The 19162-nt window shown below is 58.9% G+C and carries 17 protein-coding genes; 6 read left to right on the forward strand and 11 right to left on the reverse strand.

Annotation, left to right across the window (positions count from 1 at the left end; translation table 11 throughout):
* Positions 1-152: 152 nt before the first annotated feature.
* The 5 genes from ADIMK_RS08500 to ADIMK_RS08520 form a co-directional block, all read right to left on the reverse strand.
* Positions 153-905 carry an enoyl-CoA hydratase/isomerase family protein gene (locus ADIMK_RS08500; RefSeq protein ID WP_036186329.1) on the reverse strand — a complete coding sequence of 251 codons (753 nt, stop codon included), beginning with the start codon at positions 903-905 and terminating at the stop codon, positions 153-155.
* A 2-nt stretch (positions 906-907) separates the two neighbouring features.
* The gene (locus ADIMK_RS08505) at positions 908-1888 is read right to left on the reverse strand and encodes an NAD(P)H-dependent flavin oxidoreductase (RefSeq protein ID WP_036186330.1); all 981 of its coding nucleotides are present in this window, start codon (positions 1886-1888) and stop codon (positions 908-910) included.
* Between the two features lie 4 nt (positions 1889-1892).
* Positions 1893-2462, reverse strand: a complete 570-nt coding sequence (locus tag ADIMK_RS08510; protein ID WP_036186333.1) for a DUF2889 domain-containing protein — start codon at positions 2460-2462, stop codon at positions 1893-1895.
* Positions 2449-4140, reverse strand: coding sequence for an AMP-binding protein (locus tag ADIMK_RS08515; protein WP_438267747.1), 1692 nt, complete (start codon positions 4138-4140; stop codon positions 2449-2451). Before ADIMK_RS08515 ends, ADIMK_RS08510 begins: the two co-directional genes overlap by 14 nt.
* Positions 4141-4223: 83 nt before the next feature.
* Complete coding sequence (locus ADIMK_RS08520) at positions 4224-6020, reverse strand: acyl-CoA dehydrogenase C-terminal domain-containing protein (protein ID WP_036186337.1); 1797 nt, start codon at positions 6018-6020, stop codon at positions 4224-4226.
* A 310-nt stretch (positions 6021-6330) separates the two neighbouring features.
* Between ADIMK_RS08520 and ADIMK_RS08525 the strand changes: the two genes are divergently transcribed.
* Entirely contained in the window at positions 6331-6594 is a 264-nt protein-coding gene (locus tag ADIMK_RS08525) for a PA2433 domain-containing protein (RefSeq protein WP_051692722.1), read from the forward strand.
* Between the two features lie 47 nt (positions 6595-6641).
* On the opposite strand, the gene ADIMK_RS08530 is transcribed toward ADIMK_RS08525, so the two are convergent.
* The gene (locus tag ADIMK_RS08530; protein WP_051692725.1) at positions 6642-7229 is read right to left on the reverse strand and encodes a hypothetical protein; all 588 of its coding nucleotides are present in this window, start codon (positions 7227-7229) and stop codon (positions 6642-6644) included.
* Positions 7230-7439: 210 nt separating this feature from the next.
* On the opposite strand from ADIMK_RS08530, the gene groES reads away from it, so the two are divergent.
* The gene (gene groES / locus ADIMK_RS08535) at positions 7440-7736 is read left to right on the forward strand and encodes a co-chaperone GroES (protein WP_036186339.1); all 297 of its coding nucleotides are present in this window, start codon (positions 7440-7442) and stop codon (positions 7734-7736) included.
* 14 nt (positions 7737-7750) lie between these two features.
* A complete protein-coding gene (gene groL / locus ADIMK_RS08540; protein WP_036186340.1) occupies positions 7751-9382 on the forward strand; it encodes a chaperonin GroEL in 1632 nt (543 codons plus the stop codon).
* Between the two features lie 133 nt (positions 9383-9515).
* Here the strand turns inward: groL and ADIMK_RS08545 are convergent, their stop codons facing one another.
* The 5 genes from ADIMK_RS08545 to ADIMK_RS08565 form a co-directional block, all read right to left on the reverse strand.
* Positions 9516-10883, reverse strand: coding sequence for a TRAP transporter large permease (locus tag ADIMK_RS08545; RefSeq protein ID WP_036186342.1), 1368 nt, complete (start codon positions 10881-10883; stop codon positions 9516-9518).
* 76 nt (positions 10884-10959) lie between these two features.
* Positions 10960-11553 (reverse strand): TRAP transporter small permease subunit, encoded by a 594-nt coding sequence (locus ADIMK_RS08550; protein ID WP_036186343.1) that lies wholly within the window; start codon positions 11551-11553, stop codon positions 10960-10962.
* Positions 11554-11585: 32 nt separating this feature from the next.
* On the reverse strand, positions 11586-12650 hold the full coding sequence (locus ADIMK_RS08555) for a TRAP transporter substrate-binding protein (RefSeq protein ID WP_036186346.1): 1065 nt from the start codon (positions 12648-12650) through the stop codon (positions 11586-11588).
* Positions 12651-12719: 69 nt separating this feature from the next.
* Positions 12720-13502 carry a 3-hydroxybutyrate dehydrogenase gene (locus ADIMK_RS08560; protein ID WP_036186348.1) on the reverse strand — a complete coding sequence of 261 codons (783 nt, stop codon included), beginning with the start codon at positions 13500-13502 and terminating at the stop codon, positions 12720-12722.
* 46 nt (positions 13503-13548) lie between these two features.
* Complete coding sequence (locus ADIMK_RS08565) at positions 13549-15498, reverse strand: acetoacetate--CoA ligase (RefSeq protein WP_036186351.1); 1950 nt, start codon at positions 15496-15498, stop codon at positions 13549-13551.
* A 241-nt stretch (positions 15499-15739) separates the two neighbouring features.
* Between ADIMK_RS08565 and ADIMK_RS08570 the strand changes: the two genes are divergently transcribed.
* The 3 genes from ADIMK_RS08570 to ADIMK_RS08580 all read left to right on the forward strand — a co-directional run bounded on the left by ADIMK_RS08570 (position 15740) and on the right by ADIMK_RS08580 (position 19070).
* A complete protein-coding gene (locus ADIMK_RS08570) occupies positions 15740-17176 on the forward strand; it encodes a sigma-54 interaction domain-containing protein (protein WP_231517025.1) in 1437 nt (478 codons plus the stop codon).
* 57 nt (positions 17177-17233) lie between these two features.
* Positions 17234-17800 (forward strand): cyclic nucleotide-binding domain-containing protein, encoded by a 567-nt coding sequence (locus tag ADIMK_RS08575; protein WP_036186355.1) that lies wholly within the window; start codon positions 17234-17236, stop codon positions 17798-17800.
* 88 nt (positions 17801-17888) lie between these two features.
* Complete coding sequence (locus tag ADIMK_RS08580; RefSeq protein WP_036186358.1) at positions 17889-19070, forward strand: acetyl-CoA C-acyltransferase family protein; 1182 nt, start codon at positions 17889-17891, stop codon at positions 19068-19070.
* Positions 19071-19162 lie beyond the last annotated feature (92 nt).

Consider the following 19162-nt stretch of genomic DNA (forward strand, 5'->3'; position numbering starts at 1 on the left):
AATGAATTCAACACAGCGTGAGTGTTTGGACGATCTTGAAAGCTGACCGGAACCCTTTCTAGGTTAGGCCAAATTCAGTGCCGACGCTGGGGCAGCCATTTGTTGAAACTCGCGAGCGTCACAGAAGTAAGCCCGCTTATCAAGGCCGACATTCAGTTGTTCGTGTTGAGGAAAGCCATGAAGGCGCTCTGGGCCTCGGGTGAGCTAAGGCGCTGTGCGAACAGTTTGGCTTCGGCATCAATCACGCTGTGCAGCTCGTCCCGTTGCTGGGCTTTCAGCATCTTTTTGCTGATGCGCACCGCATCGGGGGGGAGGGCTGCAATGGCGCTGGCGCGCGCAAGTGCCAGGTTTGCAAGGTCGGATGCGGTCACCACCTGATTAACCAGCCCTAACTGCATCGCCTCGGCGGCACCAAAGGGCTTGCCCTCTACGAGGAGTTCGAATGCCAGTCGCTGGCCGAGGCGCTGGGGCAGTAGCAGGCTGCTGCCGCCTTCGGGCACCAGGCCGAGCCGTACAAAGGGCATCTGGCATTTCAGGGTGTCGGCGGCGATAACGGTGTCACAGTGCAGCAGCACAGTGGTGCCGATGCCGACGGCATCGCCGTGTACGGCGGCAAGCAGGGGTTTGGGGAAGTCCACCAAGGTGTGCAGAAAACGGATGATGATCTGCAACTGGCGTGGGTCCTGCGCACCGCTTAAGAAGTCCGCGATATCGTTTCCGGCGCAAAAGGCATCGCCTTCACCGCTGATCAGCAGCGCCCGGGTGGTGTCGTCCTCCGCGGCAGCGTTGAGCTGCTCGACCAACAGTGCATACATGTCGCGGGTCAGGGCGTTTTTCTTGTCGGGGCGATTGAGCCTTAGCTCAACAACGCCCAGTGTGTGGTCGATCCGTTCGAGAATGGCCATGTTCACTCCAGATACCCGGCGTTGTCCCGGTTAAATCCATTTACCGCGTCGCTGAACTCACGGCGCATACGCTGAATCAGCTCGGCTGTGTGAGGCAGGTCGTGGATTGATCCTACACCTTGCCCTGCGGACCAGATGGTTTTCCAGGCTCTGGCACCCTCTTTCGGGGCGGTCAGCTCTTTGCCGAGGTCTACCTCTTTGGTACCGGCCGAGTCGGAGTCGATGCCGGCTTCGGCAAGGCTCGGTTTCAGGAAGTTGGCGGGGATGCCCGATATCTTCGGTGTATAGACGATATCGGAGGCGCTGCACTCGGTAATCATCTGCTTGTAGCCATCGCTTGCGCGGCTTTCGCGGGTGTTGATAAAGCGCGTACCAGCATAGGCAAGATCGGCACCGAGCATACGGGCGGTGGCGATATCGCGTCCGCTGGATAGACAGCCAGAGAGTAGCACTGTGCCGGTGAAAAACTGGCGGATCTCGTTGATCAATGCGAAGGGGCTTAGCGTACCGGCGTGTCCGCCGGCACCGGCGCACACGGCGATCAGGCCATCGACGCCAGCCTCGGCCGCCTTGCGGGCGTGGCGGATGTTGGTCACATCGTGGAACACCAGCCCCCCGTAGCTGTGCACCGCATCCACCACTTCGCGCACAGCACCGAGCGAGGTGATCACCATCGGCACGCGGTGTTTGACGATCAGCTCCAGATCCTGACGCAGGCGTGGGTTGGTCTGATGCACAATCAGGTTCACGCCAAAGGGCGCCGAGGGTGTGGGGTGGTTTGCATCGTGTTCGGCCAGAGCACCTTCGATCTGGTTTAGCCACTGCTCGAACCCTTCGCTGGTGCGCTCGTTCAGGGCCGGGAAGGTGCCGATAACGCCGGCTTTGCAGGTTTCGATTACCAGCTCTGGCCCTGAGACCAGAAACATGGGGGCGGCGACCAGTGGCAGGCTCAGGCGGCCGTCGAATGCTGTTGGAATAGCCATAACGTTAATGTCCTCGTTCTGACGCGTCCGTTTCCGGAATGTAGAGATGCGGTATATGTCGGCGGATCACCTCGCCGCTTTGCGACCAGCCGTGGCAGCTGTTGAGCATCACGTTCGAGGCTTGCTCTATGAGATCGTCCCGATCGCCGGGCCAGAGCGTCTGCACCGCAGTGGTGGCCAGCGGGATCAGCAGCTCGTTGAGATGGGTGCAGCCCTTGATGCCCCCGAGCAGCTCTTTGGTTTGGCGACTCCAGCCCGGGCCTATGCGGGTGCCTTCCAGTTGCCGGAAAGCCTCGGCGATTGCGGGGCAGGCGGGGAAGGGCGAGGCATCGATAGCCGCCTCCACCTGGTGAATGGTCAGCCGCTCGTCCAGCGTCAGACGCATCCACATATCATGAAATGGCTCGCCGGCGCTGACATAACCGCCGCCGCGGTATTCGTTATCCACATCGCGGGTTTTGGTGTCGGTCATTCGCGCTTCGATATCCCACAGGCCATCGTCACGCTCGAAGCCGAGGCAGTGCACCTGCCGGGTGTGGATCTGGCGGCGGCGTGCCGGTTTAGTCAACGGCATGGGTGGCCTCCTGCCGGTCGGTAAGTGGGCTGCCGGTTTTGAGCGCCCGGCGCATCACCTTGCCCACATTGGTTTTTGGTAGCTCGTCGGCCAGTTCAATCACCTTGGGGACTTTATAGCGGGTCAGACGCTCGCGGCACCAGCTGCGGATCGAGTCGATATCGAGCTGATCGTCCTTGCGCACCACCACCAATTTCACCACCTCGCCACAAGTGGGGTCGGGGATGCCGATAGCGGCACACTCAACCACACCCGGGTGCGAGGTGACCACATCCTCAATCTCGTTGGGGTACACGTTAAAGCCCGAGACAATGATCATATCCTTGGAGCGGTCGACAATGCGCAGGTAGCCGTCCGGCTCGCGTACGGCGATATCGCCGGTCTTGAGAAAGCCGTCCGGGGTAAAACTGGCCCGGGTATCCTCAACACGCTGCCAGTAACCGGCCATCACCTGCGGCCCCCGGATGCACAGCTCACCGGCTTCGCCATCGGGCAGGGCCTGTCCATCCGGCCCGCGGATGCTGGTTTCGGTGGCCGGGATCGGCACGCCGATAGTGCCGACGCGTATGCCATGGGGCGGGTTGATCGCAACGGCAGGCGAGGTTTCGGTCAGCCCGTAAGCTTCGCAGATGGTGCAGCCGGTGACGCTCTGCCACTGTTTCGAGGCGGCGTTGGTCAGCGCCATGCCGCCTGACAAGGTAATCTTCAGTTTGTTGAAATTCAGTGTGCGGAAGGCGGCGTTGTTGCACAGGGCGATAAACAGGGTGTTCAGGCCCATAAAGGCGGTTGCCGGCCAGTTTTTCAGCTCTTTTACGAAGCCATTAATATCGCGCGGGTCGGGAATCAGCACGCTGTGGCCGCCACTGGCGAGCACTACCTGGGAGACGGTAAATGCGTAGATGTGGTAAAGCGGCAGTGGTGCGATCACCGTGTGGGACCAATCCTCGCCCACTGCTTCTATCACCCGTATCGCCTGCTGCATGTTGGATATCAGGTTGGCGTGGGTGAGCATGGCCCCTTTCGACACACCGGTGGTGCCGCCTGTGTACTGCAGTGCAGCCAGATCGGACGGGCTGCGCTCGACAGGCGCAGGTGTGCGGTCGATATGCTTGAGCAGGGCGCTGCGCAGGCCGATGGCACCGGGCAGGCTGAAGGGCGGTTCCATCTTTTTGACGTACTTCACCGCCGCGTTGATCAGGTGGCGCTTGGCGAAACCGTGCAGGTCGCCAGCCTGAGTCAGAACGATGTGCCGGATATCGGTATCGGCCAGTATCGCCTGTGCCTTGTGCGCCATCGATTTGTGGATCACCAGCGCCTTGGCGCCGCTGTCGCGAAATTGATGCGCCATCTCGGCGGCGGTGTAGAGCGGGTTCGTGTTAACGATCACCAGTCCTGCGCGCAGTGCGCCAAAGGCCACCACCGGATACTGAATAAGGTTGGGCAGTTGTATGGCGATGCGATCACCCGGTTTGAGATCGGTCTCGCGCTGCAAGTAGCAGGCAAACGCGCCCGAGAGGTGGTCGAGTTCGCGGTAGCTGAGAGTACGGCCAAAGCTGGTAAATGCCGGTTTATCAGCATAGCGCTGGCAGCTTGCGGCGAAGAATTCGGGGATGTTGCGGTAGCCCTCGGGATTGAGCTCCGCCGGAATGCTCTGTCCGGTGAGTAGTGGGTTGTCCATCATCTACCTGATGTGTTGTTATTGGGCTGTCAGAGATGGAGCCGAGGGTGCCCGAAAAGAGGTGCACCGTCGGCGATTGTGGCTTAAAAGGCGAAGTGGTCTTCGTCCAGTGCCATCAGGTTATCCGAGCCGGACAGCATCGTCTCTACCAGTGAGCGTGTACGTGGCAGCATGCGCTCGAAGTAGAATCGGGCGGTGGTCAGCTTGGCGCGGTAGAAGGCGGCATCGCCACTGCCTTCGGCGAGTTTCTGCTGCGCTACCTGCGCCATGCGGGCCCAGAAGTAGGCCAGCGTCACGTAGCCTGAGTACATCAGGTAGTCCACCGAGGCGGCCCCTACCTCTTCTCGGTTCATCATCGCTTTCATGCCCAGTTGCTGGGTCAGCTCGCCCCACTCTTTGTTATGTTTCGCCAGCGGGCCCACAAAGGCGCGCATCTTCGGCTCATCGGCAGCGGCTTCACAGAATCTGTGGATCACTTTGGTGAAGGCCATAAGGGTTTTGCCTTCGCTCATCAGCACCTTACGGCCGAGCAGGTCCAGTGCCTGTATCTGTGTGGTGCCCTCGTACAACATGGAGATGCGGCTATCACGCACGTTCTGCTCCATACCCCATTCACTGATGTAGCCGTGGCCGCCGTAGACCTGCAAACCGTGGTTGGCGCTCTCAAAGCCCAGCTCGGTGAGAAACGCCTTGGCGATGGGGGTCAGCAGGGCGAGCTGGGTATCGGCCAGCGCTTTCTCCTCTTCGCTTGCCAGTTTGACCTTGTCCACCAGCTGGGCGCAGTAGTAGATCAGCGCACGTCCGCCTTCGGCGATCGCTTTCTGCGTCAGCAGCATCTTGCGCACCTCTGGGTGCACAATGATGGGATCGGCGGCTTTGTCAGGCGCTGCCGGGCCGTTCAGTGCGCGCATCTGCAATCGCTCGCGGGCGTAGGTCAGGGAGTTCTGGAAGCCCCATTCGGCGTGCGCCAGCCCCTGCAATGCGGTACCAAGGCGTGCCGTGTTCATGAAGGTGAACATGCAGTTGAGCCCCTTGTTCGGCGGGCCGATCAGGTAGCCGGTGGCACCGTCGAAGTTCATCACGCAGGTGGAGTTGCCGTGTATCCCCATTTTGTGTTCAAGCGAGCCGCAGCTGACGGCGTTACGCTCACCAGCATCGCCTGACGCGGTGGGCATGAACTTGGGCACGATAAACAGCGAGATACCCTTGGTGCCCTCGGGTGCATCCGGCAGGCGCGCCAGCACAATATGGATGATGTTGTCGGCCATGTCGTGTTCACCGGCCGAGATAAAGATCTTGGTACCGCTGATGCGGTAGCTGCCGTCGTCGTTTGGTTCGGCTTTGGTGCGCAACAGGCCAAGGTCGGTGCCGCAGTGGGGTTCGGTCAGGCACATGGTGCCGGTCCACTCACCGGACACCAGTTTGGTCAGGTAGGTTTGCTTCTGCTCGTCGGTGCCGTGCGCTTCCAGCGTGTTCATGGCACCGTGGCTAAGGCCCGGGTACATGCTCCAGGACCAGTTTGCGGTGCCCACCATCTCGTTGATGACGATGCCGATCGATTCCGGCAGACCCTGGCCACCGAATTCGGGGCTGTGCGACAGCGACGGCCAGCCGCCCTCGACAAACTGCTGGTAGGCGTCACGAAAGCCCTCGGGGGTGGTGACTTCGCCATCCTTGAAGGTGCAGCCCTGCTGATCGCCGACGCTGTTCAGTGGTGAGAGTACACGCTCGGCGAAGCGCGCACCCTCTTCGATAATGGCGCTGACCATATCCGGGGTGGCGTCTTCGCAACCGGGCAGTGACTGGTAGTGCTGCTCCATCTGCAAAAGATCATTAAGCACGAACTGAATATCGCGTTGAGGTGCCTTGTATTCCGGCATAGCCCATCCCTCTTGTTGGGGGTCTTCTTATTTTTCCGCCTGAAATGGCGCGCTCTATGGGAGTAAGCATGGTTGATGGACTGCAATGCGCCAATGACAAAAGCGGCCAGTTTCGCTGGCAAAAACTGGCAGGCCGCTCATTACGTGAAATAGGGCGGCTTTTTTTGAGGTGTGTTGTGCCTGTTTGTTATGACATTTTCGGTCAGATGAATATGTGCGAACGCCGGTGCATCACCTGCAGAATGGCCACTCGGGTCTATACTCTGGCTGTAACCCAAGCAAATGACCCACTGATGAGAGGGGCTTTGTTATGTTCACTCTGAAAAGAACCCTGCTGGCCGTTGGCTGCGCGCTGGCATTTTCTGCACCGGCCTTTGCCAGCCACTGCCCGGCCGATGCCAAGGCCATTGATGGCGCCATGTCCAAGGTGCAGTTGAGCGACGAGCAGCGCTCTGCAATACAGGCGCTGCGTGATGAGGGTATGAAGCTGCATGCCGCGGGCGATCACCGCGGTGCAGAGAGTATGCTTGCCAAGGCAATGCGTATGCTGCTGGACGATATGGCCATGCAGTGATCAACGGATAATTGCGGGTATCGCCGTGCAGGGCGTACCCGCAAGCGTCAGTGCAGTTGATCGGGCAGTCGCTCCAGCGTGACGCCCATCGCCTGCAACTGGGTGGCCAGTGCGGGGTTTCCCGTACGCTGCCAGCGTTGGTACAACGCCATGATTTCCGAGGCGCTGAAGTGCCGGTATCGACGGCAGATGCGGGCGATAAGCTCAAGCATCTGGGCGAAACGTGCGGCAAGCTCGGCGAAAATGTGGCGCATCTCCAGCGCGTGCGAGGCGAGGTAGTCGTACGCGCCGCCGCCCATGCCGACAAAATAGTCACGCTGTATGCCCTTGCGTGCGTAATGCTCGGGGAAGAGTGCGCCGAGAAACAGCGCCTGATCGCCCAGTTGGCGCAGCAACTGGCAGCGCTCCCTTTCCTGGGTGCACTGTTGTGCATCGTCGTAGAGTAGCGCCAGAGGCCGGATGCCGAAGTCCCCATCCTGATAGCTGAAAAGGGCATCGTTTCGGCTGAATCTCTCCAGCAGGCTACCAAGATACCAGCGAGTGTCCTCGTTGGGGTGGCGCTTCGATTCCTCCAGTAGCTGTTCGCGAAAGTACGCACCCAAACCGTTAAAACCGGCTTTGTACACCTTGGTCATAGGCTATCCCTCCAATGTCCAAACTCCTCTTAAAAGTAGCAAAAAATACCGTTCATGCTGCGCGCCGATTCGTTGAAAAATTTTTTAGATAACGCCCCTTGAAACTGGGCTTTGGCGCACATATTTGATAGCGGCGGACACGAGATCGTGTTCGGTTTTTTCTTGTTATTGCCTGTTTAACAGTGGGTTACATAAGGAGGAACTTTTCGTATGAGCATTCGACCTCTTCATGACCGTCTGGTGGTCAAGCGCCTTGCCGCCGAGACCACAACCAAGGGGGGTATCGTGATTCCGGACAGCTCTGCGGAAAAGCCAAGCCAGGGCGAGGTGATCGCCGTTGGCGAGGGCGCTCTGCTGGAGAACGGCGAACGCCGTCAGCTGGATGTCAGAGTCGGTGATCGTGTGCTGTTCGCCAAGTATTCGGGTACCGAAATCAAACTCGATGGCGAGACGCTGCTCGTAATGCGTGAGTCGGACGTATTGGCCGTCATTGAAAACATTCAGTGAGAGGAGAAAGCAGCATGAGTGCGAAAACCGTCAAATTTTCCAATAACGCCCGCGAGCGGATGCTGGCCGGTGTGAACATTCTGGCCGATGCGGTGAAAGTGACGCTCGGCCCCAAGGGGCGCAACGTCGTACTCGACAAGAGCTTCGGTGCACCCCGCGTGACCAAGGACGGCGTGTCTGTTGCGAAAGAGATCACCCTGAAGGACAAGTTCGAGAACATGGGTGCCCAGATGGTGAAGGAGGTGGCGTCCAAGACCGCCGATATCGCCGGTGACGGTACCACAACCGCGACGGTGCTGGCGCAGGCGATTGTCCGTGAGGGCCACAAGGCAATTGCCTCTGGTATGAATCCGATGGATCTCAAGCGTGGTATCGACGCGACGCTCAAGGCTGCGGTTGAGGAACTGCACACGCTGGCAACGCCCTGTGCCGATGGCAAGGCGATTGGACAGGTTGCTACCGTTTCGGCCAACTGGAACGCCGATATCGGTGAGATTCTCGCCGAAGCGATGGAGAAGGTGGGGCGCGATGGCGTGATCACCGTTGAAGAGGGCAAGTCGCTGGAGAACGAGCTTGAGGTGGTCGAAGGTATGCAGTTCGACCGCGGCTATCTCTCGCCCTACTTCGTGACCAATCAGGAGAAGATGCAGGTCGAGTTCGATAGCCCCTACATCCTGCTGTGCGACAAGAAAATCTCCAATATCCGCGAGCTTCTGCCCACGCTTGAAGCGGTGGCCAAATCCGGCAAGCCGTTGCTGATCATTGCTGAAGATATCGAGGGAGAAGCACTTGCCACACTGGTGGTGAACAACCTGCGGGGCATCCTCAAGGCGGCTGCCGTGAAAGCGCCGGGCTTTGGTGATCGTCGTAAGGCGATGCTGGAGGATATCGCTGTGCTGTCCGGCGGCACCGTGATCTCGGAAGAGGTGGGGCTGTCGCTCGAGACGGTAACGCTTGAGCAGCTTGGCACCGCCAAGCGTGTTGTCATCAGCAAGGACAACACAACGATTGTTGATGGTGCCGGTGCCCACGAGGCGATTGAGGGTCGTGTACAGCAGATCCGTCAGCAGATCGAAGCGACCAGCTCCGATTATGACCGCGAAAAACTTCAGGAGCGCGTGGCCAAACTTGCCGGTGGCGTTGCCGTGATTAAGGTGGGGGCCGCCACCGAGGTCGAGATGAAGGAGAAGAAGGATCTGGTGGATGATGCTCTACACGCGACCCGTGCGGCGGTGGAAGAGGGCATTGTGGCCGGTGGTGGCGTGGCGCTGGTGCGCACCGCTGCAAAACTGGCCCAGAAGGGTGTTTCGGCTGCCAACCGTGATCAGGAGGTGGGTGTGCGAATCGCGCTGCGGGCGATGGAAGAGCCGCTGCGCCAGATTGTCAGCAACGCCGGTGAAGAGGCCAGTGTGGTGCTCAATGCTGTGCGTTCGGGCGAGGGTAACTACGGCTACAATGCCCAGACCGGCGAGTATGGCGATATGCTCGAGATGGGCATTATCGACCCGGCGAAAGTCACCCGCTCTGCACTGCAGAACGCGGTTTCAATTGCCGGTCTGATCCTGACGACCGAAGCGATGGTTGCCGATATGCCGGAAGATAAAAAAGGTGCGGCGTCAGCCGCGGGCATGGACGACTGGGGTTGATCGTCCGAAGGCCGGGAGTTTCGACTCCCGGCCTTCATCTCATCTGAAGGTCAAAAAAACGGGTACAACCCTAGAGGGTGTACCCGTAAATGGTGCGAGTGGAGAGAGCTGTTAATGGCGTTTAGGACCGGTATCAGCCTCCGGTGCCGTAGCGTACGGCGGGCAACCAGAGCACCAGATCCTCCCACCAGAACACCATAGCCACGGCGGTCAACTGGATCAGGATGAACGGGATGACCCCCTTGTAGATATCCACGGTGCGAATCTCAGGCGGTGCCACCCCTTTGAGGTAGAACAGCGAGAAGCCCACCGGCGGTGTCAGGAACGAGGTCTGCAGCGCCAGTGCGAACAGCACCACGAACCAGGTCAGATCGAAACCGAGTGCCGACACCACCGGGCCGACCAGCGGCAGCAGTATCAGGCTGATCTCAAGCCAGTCGAGGAAGAAGCCGGCGATAAAGGCAATCAGCAGAATCACTACCACAATGCCACCCGGCGAGAGTGGAATCGAGTGCAGCAGACTGCCGATAAATTCATCGCCGCCGAGCGAGCGCAACACCACAGCGAAAGCGGTCGCGCCGAGGAAAATACCGAATACGAAGGCGGTGGTCAGGCTGGTCTTGCGGCTGACGTCCTTGAGCACCTCCATGTTCAGATTGCCGTTCATCCATGCCAGCAGCGTAGCGCCGAGCGCACCAACACCGGCGGCTTCCGTCGGCGTTGCAATACCGAAGAAGATTGAGCCCAGCACGGCCAGAATCAGACCGAGCGAGGGTACGACCGCCTTCAGGGTATCGATGATCATTCCGGGCGTGATCGGTGGCAGATCCTTGGGCGGACTGGTCATGGAGGGGACAAGTGTTGAGATGACGACCACGTAGACCATGTACATCAGGCCCAGCATCACACCGGGAATCAGCGCACCCATGAATAGATCGCCCACGGCGAGCGAGAGCTGGTCTGCCATGATGATCAGCATGATGCTGGGCGGAATCAGAATGCCGAGGGTGCCCGAGGAGGCGACGATGCCGCAGGCGAAGGACTTGGAGTATTTCTGCTCCAGCATGGCCGGCAGCGACAGCATGGAGAGCAGAACAACCGAAGCACCTACGATGCCGGTGGAGGCGGCCAGCAGAATACCGATCAGTACAACCGCCACACCCAGCCCGCCGTGGAAGCGGCCAAACAGGTTGACGAAGTTCTTCATCAGCTTTTCGGCGACGCCGGAGCGGTCCAGCATCAGCCCCATGAATATAAACATGGGGAGCGCCACCAGTACCCAGTTGGACATCTGGGCATATATTCGCTGCACCATGACGCCAAAGATGCGCCAGTCGGTCAGGAAGTAGGTATCAACATCGAAGTATTGGGCCGCGATCACCGAGCCGACGCTGAACACCACCCCTACACCGGCGAGTATCCAGGCGACCGGAAAGCCGGTGAAGATCAGCAGGATAAAGCTGACCAGCATCGCGATTACGATCATTTCGTAGGTTGCCATTACGCAATCCACCTCATAGCAGCAGGAACCGGGAGCCTTCCCGCTCCGATTCGGTTGTTATTGTTGTCGCCGTGTTTCAGGTGTTGCTATCCGGACGAGGCCGGGGCCAGCCGCTGAGGAACGACAGCACCCGCAGGAAACGCGCGAGCGCTGCCAGGATCATCAGGGTGAATGCAAACAGGATGACCGACTTGATTATCCAGCGTGCAGGCAACCCGCCGGGGGCGGCCGATACTTCGCCGATCTGGAACGAGCGCTCCACGAACGGCCAGGCATAGGTAAGGATGAATCCACAAAACGGCAGAAAGAAGATGGCGATCCCCAAAAGCTCGATGACCGCACGTGTGCGCAGGCTCAGGTTTTCCGCCACCACATCAACGCGTACATGGTCGTCATGTACGATGCAGTAGGAGAGCGCGAGCATGAAACCGACTGCAAACATGTGCCATTGCAGTTCTTCAAGCGCGATAAAATTGGTGCCGAGCACATAGCGCATCAAGACGTTTCCGACGATCAGCAGCATCAGCACCACCCAGATAAGGGATGAGTATCTGCCTAAGAAATCGACAATCCCTTCAAATAGATCGGAGACAGCGGTGCGAGGATAGGCGGACGCCCGATGGGCGACCGCCTCCTCGATCCGGTCCAGATCCACGTTATATTCAGCCATGGCGAATATCCGTCAGTCTGGTGGGTTGAGGTTTACTTTTTGTCCATGCCCCAGTCGCGCGGCAGGTAGCCGAAGTTCTTCCACGCGGCATGTTCGGCCTGGAACGCCTTCATGGAACTATAGATCTTGGCGAACATCGGGTCAGACTCGGAGCGCCGTTTCATCACGCGGTCGGTGGCCTCCTGGAAGGCATTGAGGATTTCCGGGCTGTATTGATGCAGCTGCACACCGTTCTCTTCGAAACGCTTGAGTACGGCACCCTGCAATGCTTCTGCCTTGGCTAACGCCATGGTGTTGCCGGCCTTGCAGCTTGTCTCGATCAGCGCCTGGGTTTCACCGTTCAGCTTTTTCCACTCGTCCAGGTTTACGTAGAGGAACTGGTTGGTGGAGGGTTGGTGCCAGCCTGGCAGATAGTAGTGCTTGGCAACTTGGTAGAAACCGAGCTGCTCATCCACGGTAGGCAGGGAGAACTCGGTGGCGTCGAGAACGCCGGTTTCCAATGCCTGGTAGAGCTCGCCACCCGGCAGCAGGGTAACCGACATACCAAACTCGGACATGATCTCACCGCCGACGCCGGCAGCACGGAACTTCAACCCCTTGAACTTATCGACGCTGTCCATCTCTTCTCGGAACCAGCCAGCCGCCTCGGGGCTGATGGTACCGCACAGGATTGGGTAGACGTTGTAGGGCGCGAACAGCTCCTTGAGCAGCTTGTCGCCATCCTTATGGTACATCCAAGCCAGAAACTCCTGAGATTCCAGGCCGAAGGGGGTGGCACCGAACAACGCCGAGGCCGGGATCTGGCCCCACTCGTAGCCCATCCATGAATAGCCGGCTGGCAGGTTGCCGTTACTGACGTTTTCGAAGACGCCGAGGGAGGGGATCAACTTACCGGGCTCGAAGGTCTGCAGCGTTACGCGACCACCGGATATATCGCTTACCATCTTGGCCACTTCTGGCATGGTGTCGCCGAGCGCGGTCAGGGTGGAGGGGAAGCCCATCGGCACCTGCCAACGTACTCTGTCAAACTCCGCCATAGCGGTGGTGGAAGCGGCGATTGTTACGGTCAGTGCTGTTGCTTGAAGTACTTTTTTCATTGGTTTAAACCCTTTTATTTTTAGCCGTTCAAGTTCCTTGGTCGTTCGCGTTAGTCAGTTGCAGCAGTATCAGTGAGCAGTCCATCCTCCATCGATTGGCATTGCGGTGCCCGTGATCGCCCTGGCGGCGTCGGAGCAGAGAAAAAGCGCCAGCTCGCCGATTTCGCTTGGGGCCACGAAATCGGGGTAGGGCGCCTTGGAGCTGATCAGGCCCTGTTTGGCCTCATCGAAACTGGTGTTGTGTTCGCGGGCGAACGCCATCAGCTGATCATTCAGCAGCGGGGTGTCGGTCCAGCCCGGGCAGATGCAGTTGGCGGTGATGCCCTGAGCGGCAGTTTCCAGCGCGGTCACGCGGGTCAGACCCACCAGGCCGTGCTTGGCCGCGCAGTAAGCGGCTTTGTTTACCGACGCTACTAGGCCGTGTACCGAGGAGATGTTGATGATCCGCCCCCAGCCTTGTTCCTGCATGCCCGGCAGCGCCAGGCGCATGGCGTGGTAGGCAGCGCTGAGGTTAATAGCGATGATCTTGTCCCACTTGTCAGGCGGAAATTCATGAATCGGCGCGGTGAACTGGATGCCGGCATTATTGACCAATACCGTGATCTGCCCCACTTCGGACGCGATCCGCGCCATCATCTTCTCGACTTCGGAAGAGCGACTGACATCGCATTGGTAGTAGTGGGGACGTACGCCGTAGTCGCGCTCGAAACGCTCCGTCAGCTCCTCGCCCTCGGCGATCGACTCCAGCCCATGCAGAATCACCTCGATCCCGTTGCGGGCAAATACCTCGGCAATGGCAAGACCTATACCACTGGTCGAGCCGGTGACCAGTGCCAGTTTGCGAACACTCATCGCATCTGTCCTCGTTGTTATTGTGCGGTCTGACTCAGGCCCAGGCTCAGTTGGCAAGCTCGGGCAAGTCTCGGAAAAGCTCCAACGCCTCGGGGTTGGCGAGTGCATCTTTATTCTTCACGTTTTCGCCCATCACCACCTGACGTACCGCCAGTTCGACGATCTTGCCGCTGATGGTGCGGGGTATGTCGGCCACTTGAACAACCACCGCCGGGACATGGCGTGGTGTCGTATTGGCGCGGATGGTGTCCTTGATCCGCTTGATCAGCGCATCGTCGAGGGTGATCCCCTCGCGTAGGCGTACAAACAGCACCACGCGCACGTCGTCTTGCCAGGGTTGGCCGATGCAGAGGCTTTCCAGCACCTCTTCGACTTTCTCGACCTGACGGTAGATCTCGGCGGTGCCGATGCGCACGCCACCGGGGTTGAGGACGGCATCGGAGCGGCCATGGATGATCACGCCGCCGTGCACGGTGATTTCGCCGTAGTCGCCGTGGGCCCAAATATTGTCGAACTGGGCGAAGTAGGCGTCATGGAAGCGCTTACCGTCAGCATCGTTCCAGAACTTGATCGGCATACTCGGAAAGGGCTGGGTACAGACCAATTCACCTTTCTGTTCAACCTGCGAGTGGCCCTCGTCATCGAAGATATCCACCGCCATGCCAAGGCCGCGGCACTGTAGCTCGCCGGCCCATACCGGCAGGATCGGACAGCCCAGCGCAAAACAGGAGACGATGTCGGTGCCGCCGGATATGGACGAGAGCTGCAGGTCAGCCTTGATATCGCGGTAGACGTACTCAAAGCTCTCGTGGGAGAGCGGCGAGCCGGTGGAGAGGACCGCCTTGAGCGCGCTCAAATCATGCGTCTTGCCGGGTTTGACGCCCGCTTTCTCCAGCGCCGCGAGATACTTTGCGCTGGTGCCGAATACGCTGATCTGCTCACGCTCGGCCATATCCCACAGCACGCTCGCCTTCGGTGCGAAGGGGGAGCCGTCGAACAGCACCAGTGTGCACCCGGTGGCAAGGCCGGTTGCCATCCAGTTCCACATCATCCATCCGCAGGTGGTGTAGTAGAAAAAGCGGTCATCGCGGCCGATGTCGGTATGCAGGATCAGCTCCTTGAGGTGCTGGAGCAGGGTGCCGCCCGCGCCGTGCACGATACACTTGGGCACGCCGGTGGTACCGGAGGAGTACATCACATAGAGCGGATGGTTGAACGGCAGCTGTTCGAAGACGATCTCCTGTGCACTGTGATCGGCGAAGTCATCGAGCAACTGAGCACCGGACAGGGCGCTGATATCCGGCGTCTGTTCCAGAAAGGGCACGACGATAATCTGTTCGACGGAGTCGATATCGCCGGCGATGCCAGCCACCTTGTCGATTGAGCTCAGGCGCTTGCCGTTGTAGATATAACCGTCGGTGGTGAACAGCACCCTCGGTTTGACCTGACCGAAGCGGTCGACCACGCCGTTGATGCCAAAATCAGGAGAACACGAGCTCCAGATCGCACCGATGGAGGTGGTGGCCAGCATGGCGATCAGCGTTTCCGGTACGTTGGGCATGAAGCCTGCGCAGATATCACCGGGCCTTATGCCCTGGGCGCGCAGTGCCGAGGCCAGCGCGGCAACCTGTGCATAGAGTTCGGCGTGGCTCAGTTCATTGCGACGACCATCTTCGCCACAGAACACCACGGCGGGGCGGTCATCACGCCAGCGCAGCAGGTTTTCGGCGAAGTTGAGGCGTGCCTCGGGAAACCACTGGGCCCCGGGCATCCGATCGCCTTCCTTGAGGATATTGACGCCTTTGCTTTCGGCCTGAACACCGGCGTAGTCCCAGAGTCGGCTCCAGAACGCTTCGCTGTTGTCGATGCTCCATTGCCAGAGGTCGGGGTAGCTCTGGATATCCAGGTTCAGATCATGGTTGAGTGTCTGGATGAAGTTCCAGAGACGGGTCGAGGCGATACGCGCCGTGGACGGCGTCCAGAGAGGAGTTTGCATGTCGGACCCTTGTTATTGTTATGGATCTTCCAGGGTGCACTCGCGTTTTGCGTCGGCCCCTTATGTATAGACCATATAAAGCAGATCGCTTGCCAGTTATTTTAATTCTTTGTTATTTAAGGGATAAAAATATTTATTTGGTATCTTGGCAGAATTGTGTGTGTATTTTTGTAGACACAGTGTCTATATTTGTTGACGGTAGTTGTCTATTAAAATAAACAGTTTGGTAAGCGCCATGCCGATGACCGGTCATATTTCGAAAGTGGTACGCGAGCGCTTTTTCTCCTACCTGCAGCGCGCATTCGAAACCTTTTATCAAGATACGATCGCCGTGGATCGCCAGGGCATCATCAACTGGATTAGCGATGACTACTGCCGGTTTCTTGGTCTGTCGGAACCGCCATTGGGTAGGCACATCACCGATGTGATCCCGGGCAGTTACGTGCCTCAGGTGTTGGCCTCCGGTGAGCCGGTATTGCTGGACCTGTTGCAGATCCGCAACCAGTGGGTATTGGTCAGTGTCATCCCGCTGCATAACGAGGCCGGAGAGATCGAGGGAGCGTTCGGTTTCGTTGCCACTGACAGTCGCTCCGGAATGAAGTCGTTGCTGGAAAAGTACAACCTGTTGCAGCGTGAAGTTCGCAATGCCAACCGCTTCCGCGATGCCCGCTCCGCTCGCTATCAGCTGTCGCAGATTGCCGGTCAGAGCGACGCCATGCGCCTGGTCAAAGAGCAGATCCGCCAAGCCGCGCGCTTCGATGTGTCGGTACTGCTGACCGGCGAAACCGGTACCGGCAAGGAGCTGTTTGCCCATGCACTGCACGATCTTTCCGCCAGAGTCGACAAGCCGTTCGTATCGATCAATGTGGCGGCGATACCGGAAACCCTGATCGAGGCAGAATTCTTCGGTGTGGCCCCCGGCGCGTTCACCGGTGCGAAGAAGGAGGGGCGCCCCGGCAAGCTGGAGATCGCCGCCGATGGTACGTTGTTTCTCGATGAGATCGGCGATATGCCGCTCGCACTGCAATCCAAACTGCTGCGCGTGTTGCAGGAGCGCGAATTCGAGCGGGTGGGCTCCAACGAAGTACAGAGAACCGACGTACGCATTGTGGCTGCCACCAGCCGCAATTTGCTTGAGATGGTCGAAAGCGGCGAGTTTCGTGCCGACCTTTACTACCGCCTCAGTGCCATGCCGATCCACCTGCCTGCACTGCGCGACCGGCTCAGCGATCTGGAAGCGCTCTGTGAACGTATCCTTGATGAGTGTTGTACCCGTTTGGGACTGTCGATCAAGGTGCTCTCAGGCGATGCTCTGACCCTGCTTGGTCGTCACAGCTGGCCCGGCAACGTGCGCGAACTCTACAACGTGCTGGAGCGGGCCTGCATTCTCAATGAGAAGAGCAGCTACATCGGGGCCTCTGCGCTGACGGTCCTGTTACCCGGTGTGTCCACCGGTACTGTCGGGGAGCGCAATGCTGAACGGTACACGCAGTCGTTGGCGCCGGGTAACAGCATGAATACGCCCGGGCTCACACTCAAGGAGCGCCTCAGGTTGGCTGAGCAGCATGCGATTAGCGGGGCACTGGAGCAGACCGGCGGCAACCGCAGCGAGGCGGCGAAAGTGCTTGGAATATCCCGTGCGGCGCTGTATCAGAAACTGGGGCGTACGGGGGCATGATGACGGCGCCGGTGTGTCTATACTGAAGCTGGTACAGGCAGATATGACGGGCAACTGATGAAAACAATCGATGCCCAGACCTATTGGCAGACGAAAGGGGTGGCATACTTTCGCGAGCTGTCCTCTTTCGGCGCACTTGCAGATAGCGTCATCCATGAGCTTTTGTTAAACGGACGTGTGATCCAGCTTGATGATGGCGAGATGCTCTACTCGGCCGGTGAACCCGCCCAATCCTTCTTCATTATCCTCAGTGGCATCATCAACAACTATATGCCCCGCGAATCGGGTGGACGGGTGCTCGCCCGCCGCCACGAACCGGGGGACGACATGAGCTTCATCCCCATGATCGCTCTGTGCGACCGGCCCTCCATCGCAATCGCCGAGGGGGAAACCGTGGTGGTCGAGATCAGCGCCGATCAGTTTTTGATGCTGCACCAGCAGGAACCCGACGCGTTTGGCCTGATGCTGATCAATCTGGTGCGCGGCACAGCGCGGGCGTTTCTGGTGCTTGCGAAAATGATGGCCGAATTCGATGTGGAACAGTATCAGGCCTTCGATCAGGGCAAGGCATCCAACGCTGTAAAAGCGCCTGAAAAGCCACCCGCTGACGACCCCTACGTTTGATACATTCTGTTAATGCCCCTGTTCCGAGCATGGTGGTATGCTCAGAACGCACCTATTACAACGATAACGGAACACTGGGGGTTTAAAGATGACAAGAGATGTAGTGGTTCTGAGCGCAGTGCGCTCTGCAATTGGCAGTTTCGGCGGTGGATTGAGCGGTATCGAACCTGCCGAGCTGGCCGGACAGGTGATGAAAGAGGCGGTTTCGCGTTCAGGTGTTGATCCCAACCTGATCAACTATGTAACAGCCGGTCACTGTATTCCGACCGATTCCCGTTTCGCTTATGTGGCGCGTGTGGCCTCTATTCAGGCAGGTCTGCCGATGGAGTCCGTGGCCATGGCGGTAAACCGTTTGTGTAGCTCCGGTCTGCAGGCGGTGGTCAGCACGGCGCAGAATATCATGCTTGGGGATTGCGATTACGGCATTGGCGGCGGTGTCGAAGTGATGTCCCGTGCCGGTTATCTGTCTCCGGCGATGCGCTCCGGTGCGCGTATGGGCGATACCAGCATGATCGACATGATGGTTGCCACATTAAACGATCCGTTTGGCGCAGGCCACATGGGTATTACGGCCGAGAATCTGGCCGAGAAGTGGGAGCTGACCCGGGAAGAGCAGGATGCGTTGGCGGTAGAATCCCACCGTCGTGCAGCCCGTGCCATTGAAGAGGGGCGTTTCAAATCGCAGATCGTGCCGATTACCCTGCAAACCCGCAAGGGCGCAGTGGTCATCGATACCGATGAGCATGTCAAACCGGGCACCACGCTGGACAGTCTGGCCAAGATGCGTCCGGCCTTTAAAAAGGATGGTACGGTCACGGCGGGTAATGCCTCGGGTATCAACGACGGCGCGGCCTTCCTTGTGCTGGCCGATGCCGCTCAGGCCGAGGCTGCCGGTCATAAGCCGATGGCGCGCCTGGTATCCTATGCTGTCGCCGGTGTCTCCAACGAGATCATGGGTGAAGGGCCAATTCCGGCAACCAAGCTTGCGCTGAAAAAGGCTGGGCTGTCACTGGATCAGATGGACGTGATCGAGTCCAACGAAGCGTTTGCGGCACAGGCTCTGGCTGTTGCCAAGGGGCTTGGACTGGATATGGAGAAGACCAATCCCAACGGAGGTGCCATTGCGTTGGGTCACCCCATCGGTTGCTCAGGTGCTTTCATCGCCACCAAGGCGCTGTACGAACTCCAGCGTATCGAAGGTCGTTATGCACTGGTGACGATGTGCATCGGCGGTGGTCAGGGTATTGCGGTTATCTTCGAGCGTCTCTGATATCCGGGCCGCCTCAGGCGCTAAAGAAACCCGGAGGGCCCCAGGGGCCTCCGGGTTTTTCATTTAAGCCTCTCAGCTTTATACAACTGAGG

It is taken from the genome of Marinobacterium lacunae, from assembly GCF_000705555.1.
GTDB lineage: Bacteria > Pseudomonadota > Gammaproteobacteria > Pseudomonadales > Balneatricaceae > Marinobacterium_D > Marinobacterium_D lacunae.

What these genes read in the sequence shown, in the direction of transcription:
- ADIMK_RS08500 (WP_036186329.1), bottom strand. Translation starts at nt 905, where the DNA reads ATGGCCATTCTCGAACGGATCGACCACACACTGGGCGTTGTTGAGCTA.
- ADIMK_RS08505 (WP_036186330.1), bottom strand. Translation starts at nt 1,888, where the DNA reads ATGGCTATTCCAACAGCATTCGACGGCCGCCTGAGCCTGCCACTGGTC.
- ADIMK_RS08510 (WP_036186333.1), bottom strand. Translation starts at nt 2,462, where the DNA reads ATGCCGTTGACTAAACCGGCACGCCGCCGCCAGATCCACACCCGGCAG.
- ADIMK_RS08515 (WP_438267747.1), bottom strand. Translation starts at nt 4,140, where the DNA reads ATGGACAACCCACTACTCACCGGACAGAGCATTCCGGCGGAGCTCAAT.
- ADIMK_RS08520 (WP_036186337.1), bottom strand. Translation starts at nt 6,020, where the DNA reads ATGCCGGAATACAAGGCACCTCAACGCGATATTCAGTTCGTGCTTAAT.
- ADIMK_RS08525 (WP_051692722.1), top strand. Translation starts at nt 6,331, where the DNA reads ATGTTCACTCTGAAAAGAACCCTGCTGGCCGTTGGCTGCGCGCTGGCA.
- ADIMK_RS08530 (WP_051692725.1), bottom strand. Translation starts at nt 7,229, where the DNA reads ATGACCAAGGTGTACAAAGCCGGTTTTAACGGTTTGGGTGCGTACTTT.
- groES (WP_036186339.1), top strand. Translation starts at nt 7,440, where the DNA reads ATGAGCATTCGACCTCTTCATGACCGTCTGGTGGTCAAGCGCCTTGCC.
- groL (WP_036186340.1), top strand. Translation starts at nt 7,751, where the DNA reads ATGAGTGCGAAAACCGTCAAATTTTCCAATAACGCCCGCGAGCGGATG.
- ADIMK_RS08545 (WP_036186342.1), bottom strand. Translation starts at nt 10,883, where the DNA reads ATGGCAACCTACGAAATGATCGTAATCGCGATGCTGGTCAGCTTTATC.
- ADIMK_RS08550 (WP_036186343.1), bottom strand. Translation starts at nt 11,553, where the DNA reads ATGGCTGAATATAACGTGGATCTGGACCGGATCGAGGAGGCGGTCGCC.
- ADIMK_RS08555 (WP_036186346.1), bottom strand. Translation starts at nt 12,650, where the DNA reads ATGAAAAAAGTACTTCAAGCAACAGCACTGACCGTAACAATCGCCGCT.
- ADIMK_RS08560 (WP_036186348.1), bottom strand. Translation starts at nt 13,502, where the DNA reads ATGAGTGTTCGCAAACTGGCACTGGTCACCGGCTCGACCAGTGGTATA.
- ADIMK_RS08565 (WP_036186351.1), bottom strand. Translation starts at nt 15,498, where the DNA reads ATGCAAACTCCTCTCTGGACGCCGTCCACGGCGCGTATCGCCTCGACC.
- ADIMK_RS08570 (WP_231517025.1), top strand. Translation starts at nt 15,740, where the DNA reads ATGACCGGTCATATTTCGAAAGTGGTACGCGAGCGCTTTTTCTCCTAC.
- ADIMK_RS08575 (WP_036186355.1), top strand. Translation starts at nt 17,234, where the DNA reads ATGAAAACAATCGATGCCCAGACCTATTGGCAGACGAAAGGGGTGGCA.
- ADIMK_RS08580 (WP_036186358.1), top strand. Translation starts at nt 17,889, where the DNA reads ATGACAAGAGATGTAGTGGTTCTGAGCGCAGTGCGCTCTGCAATTGGC.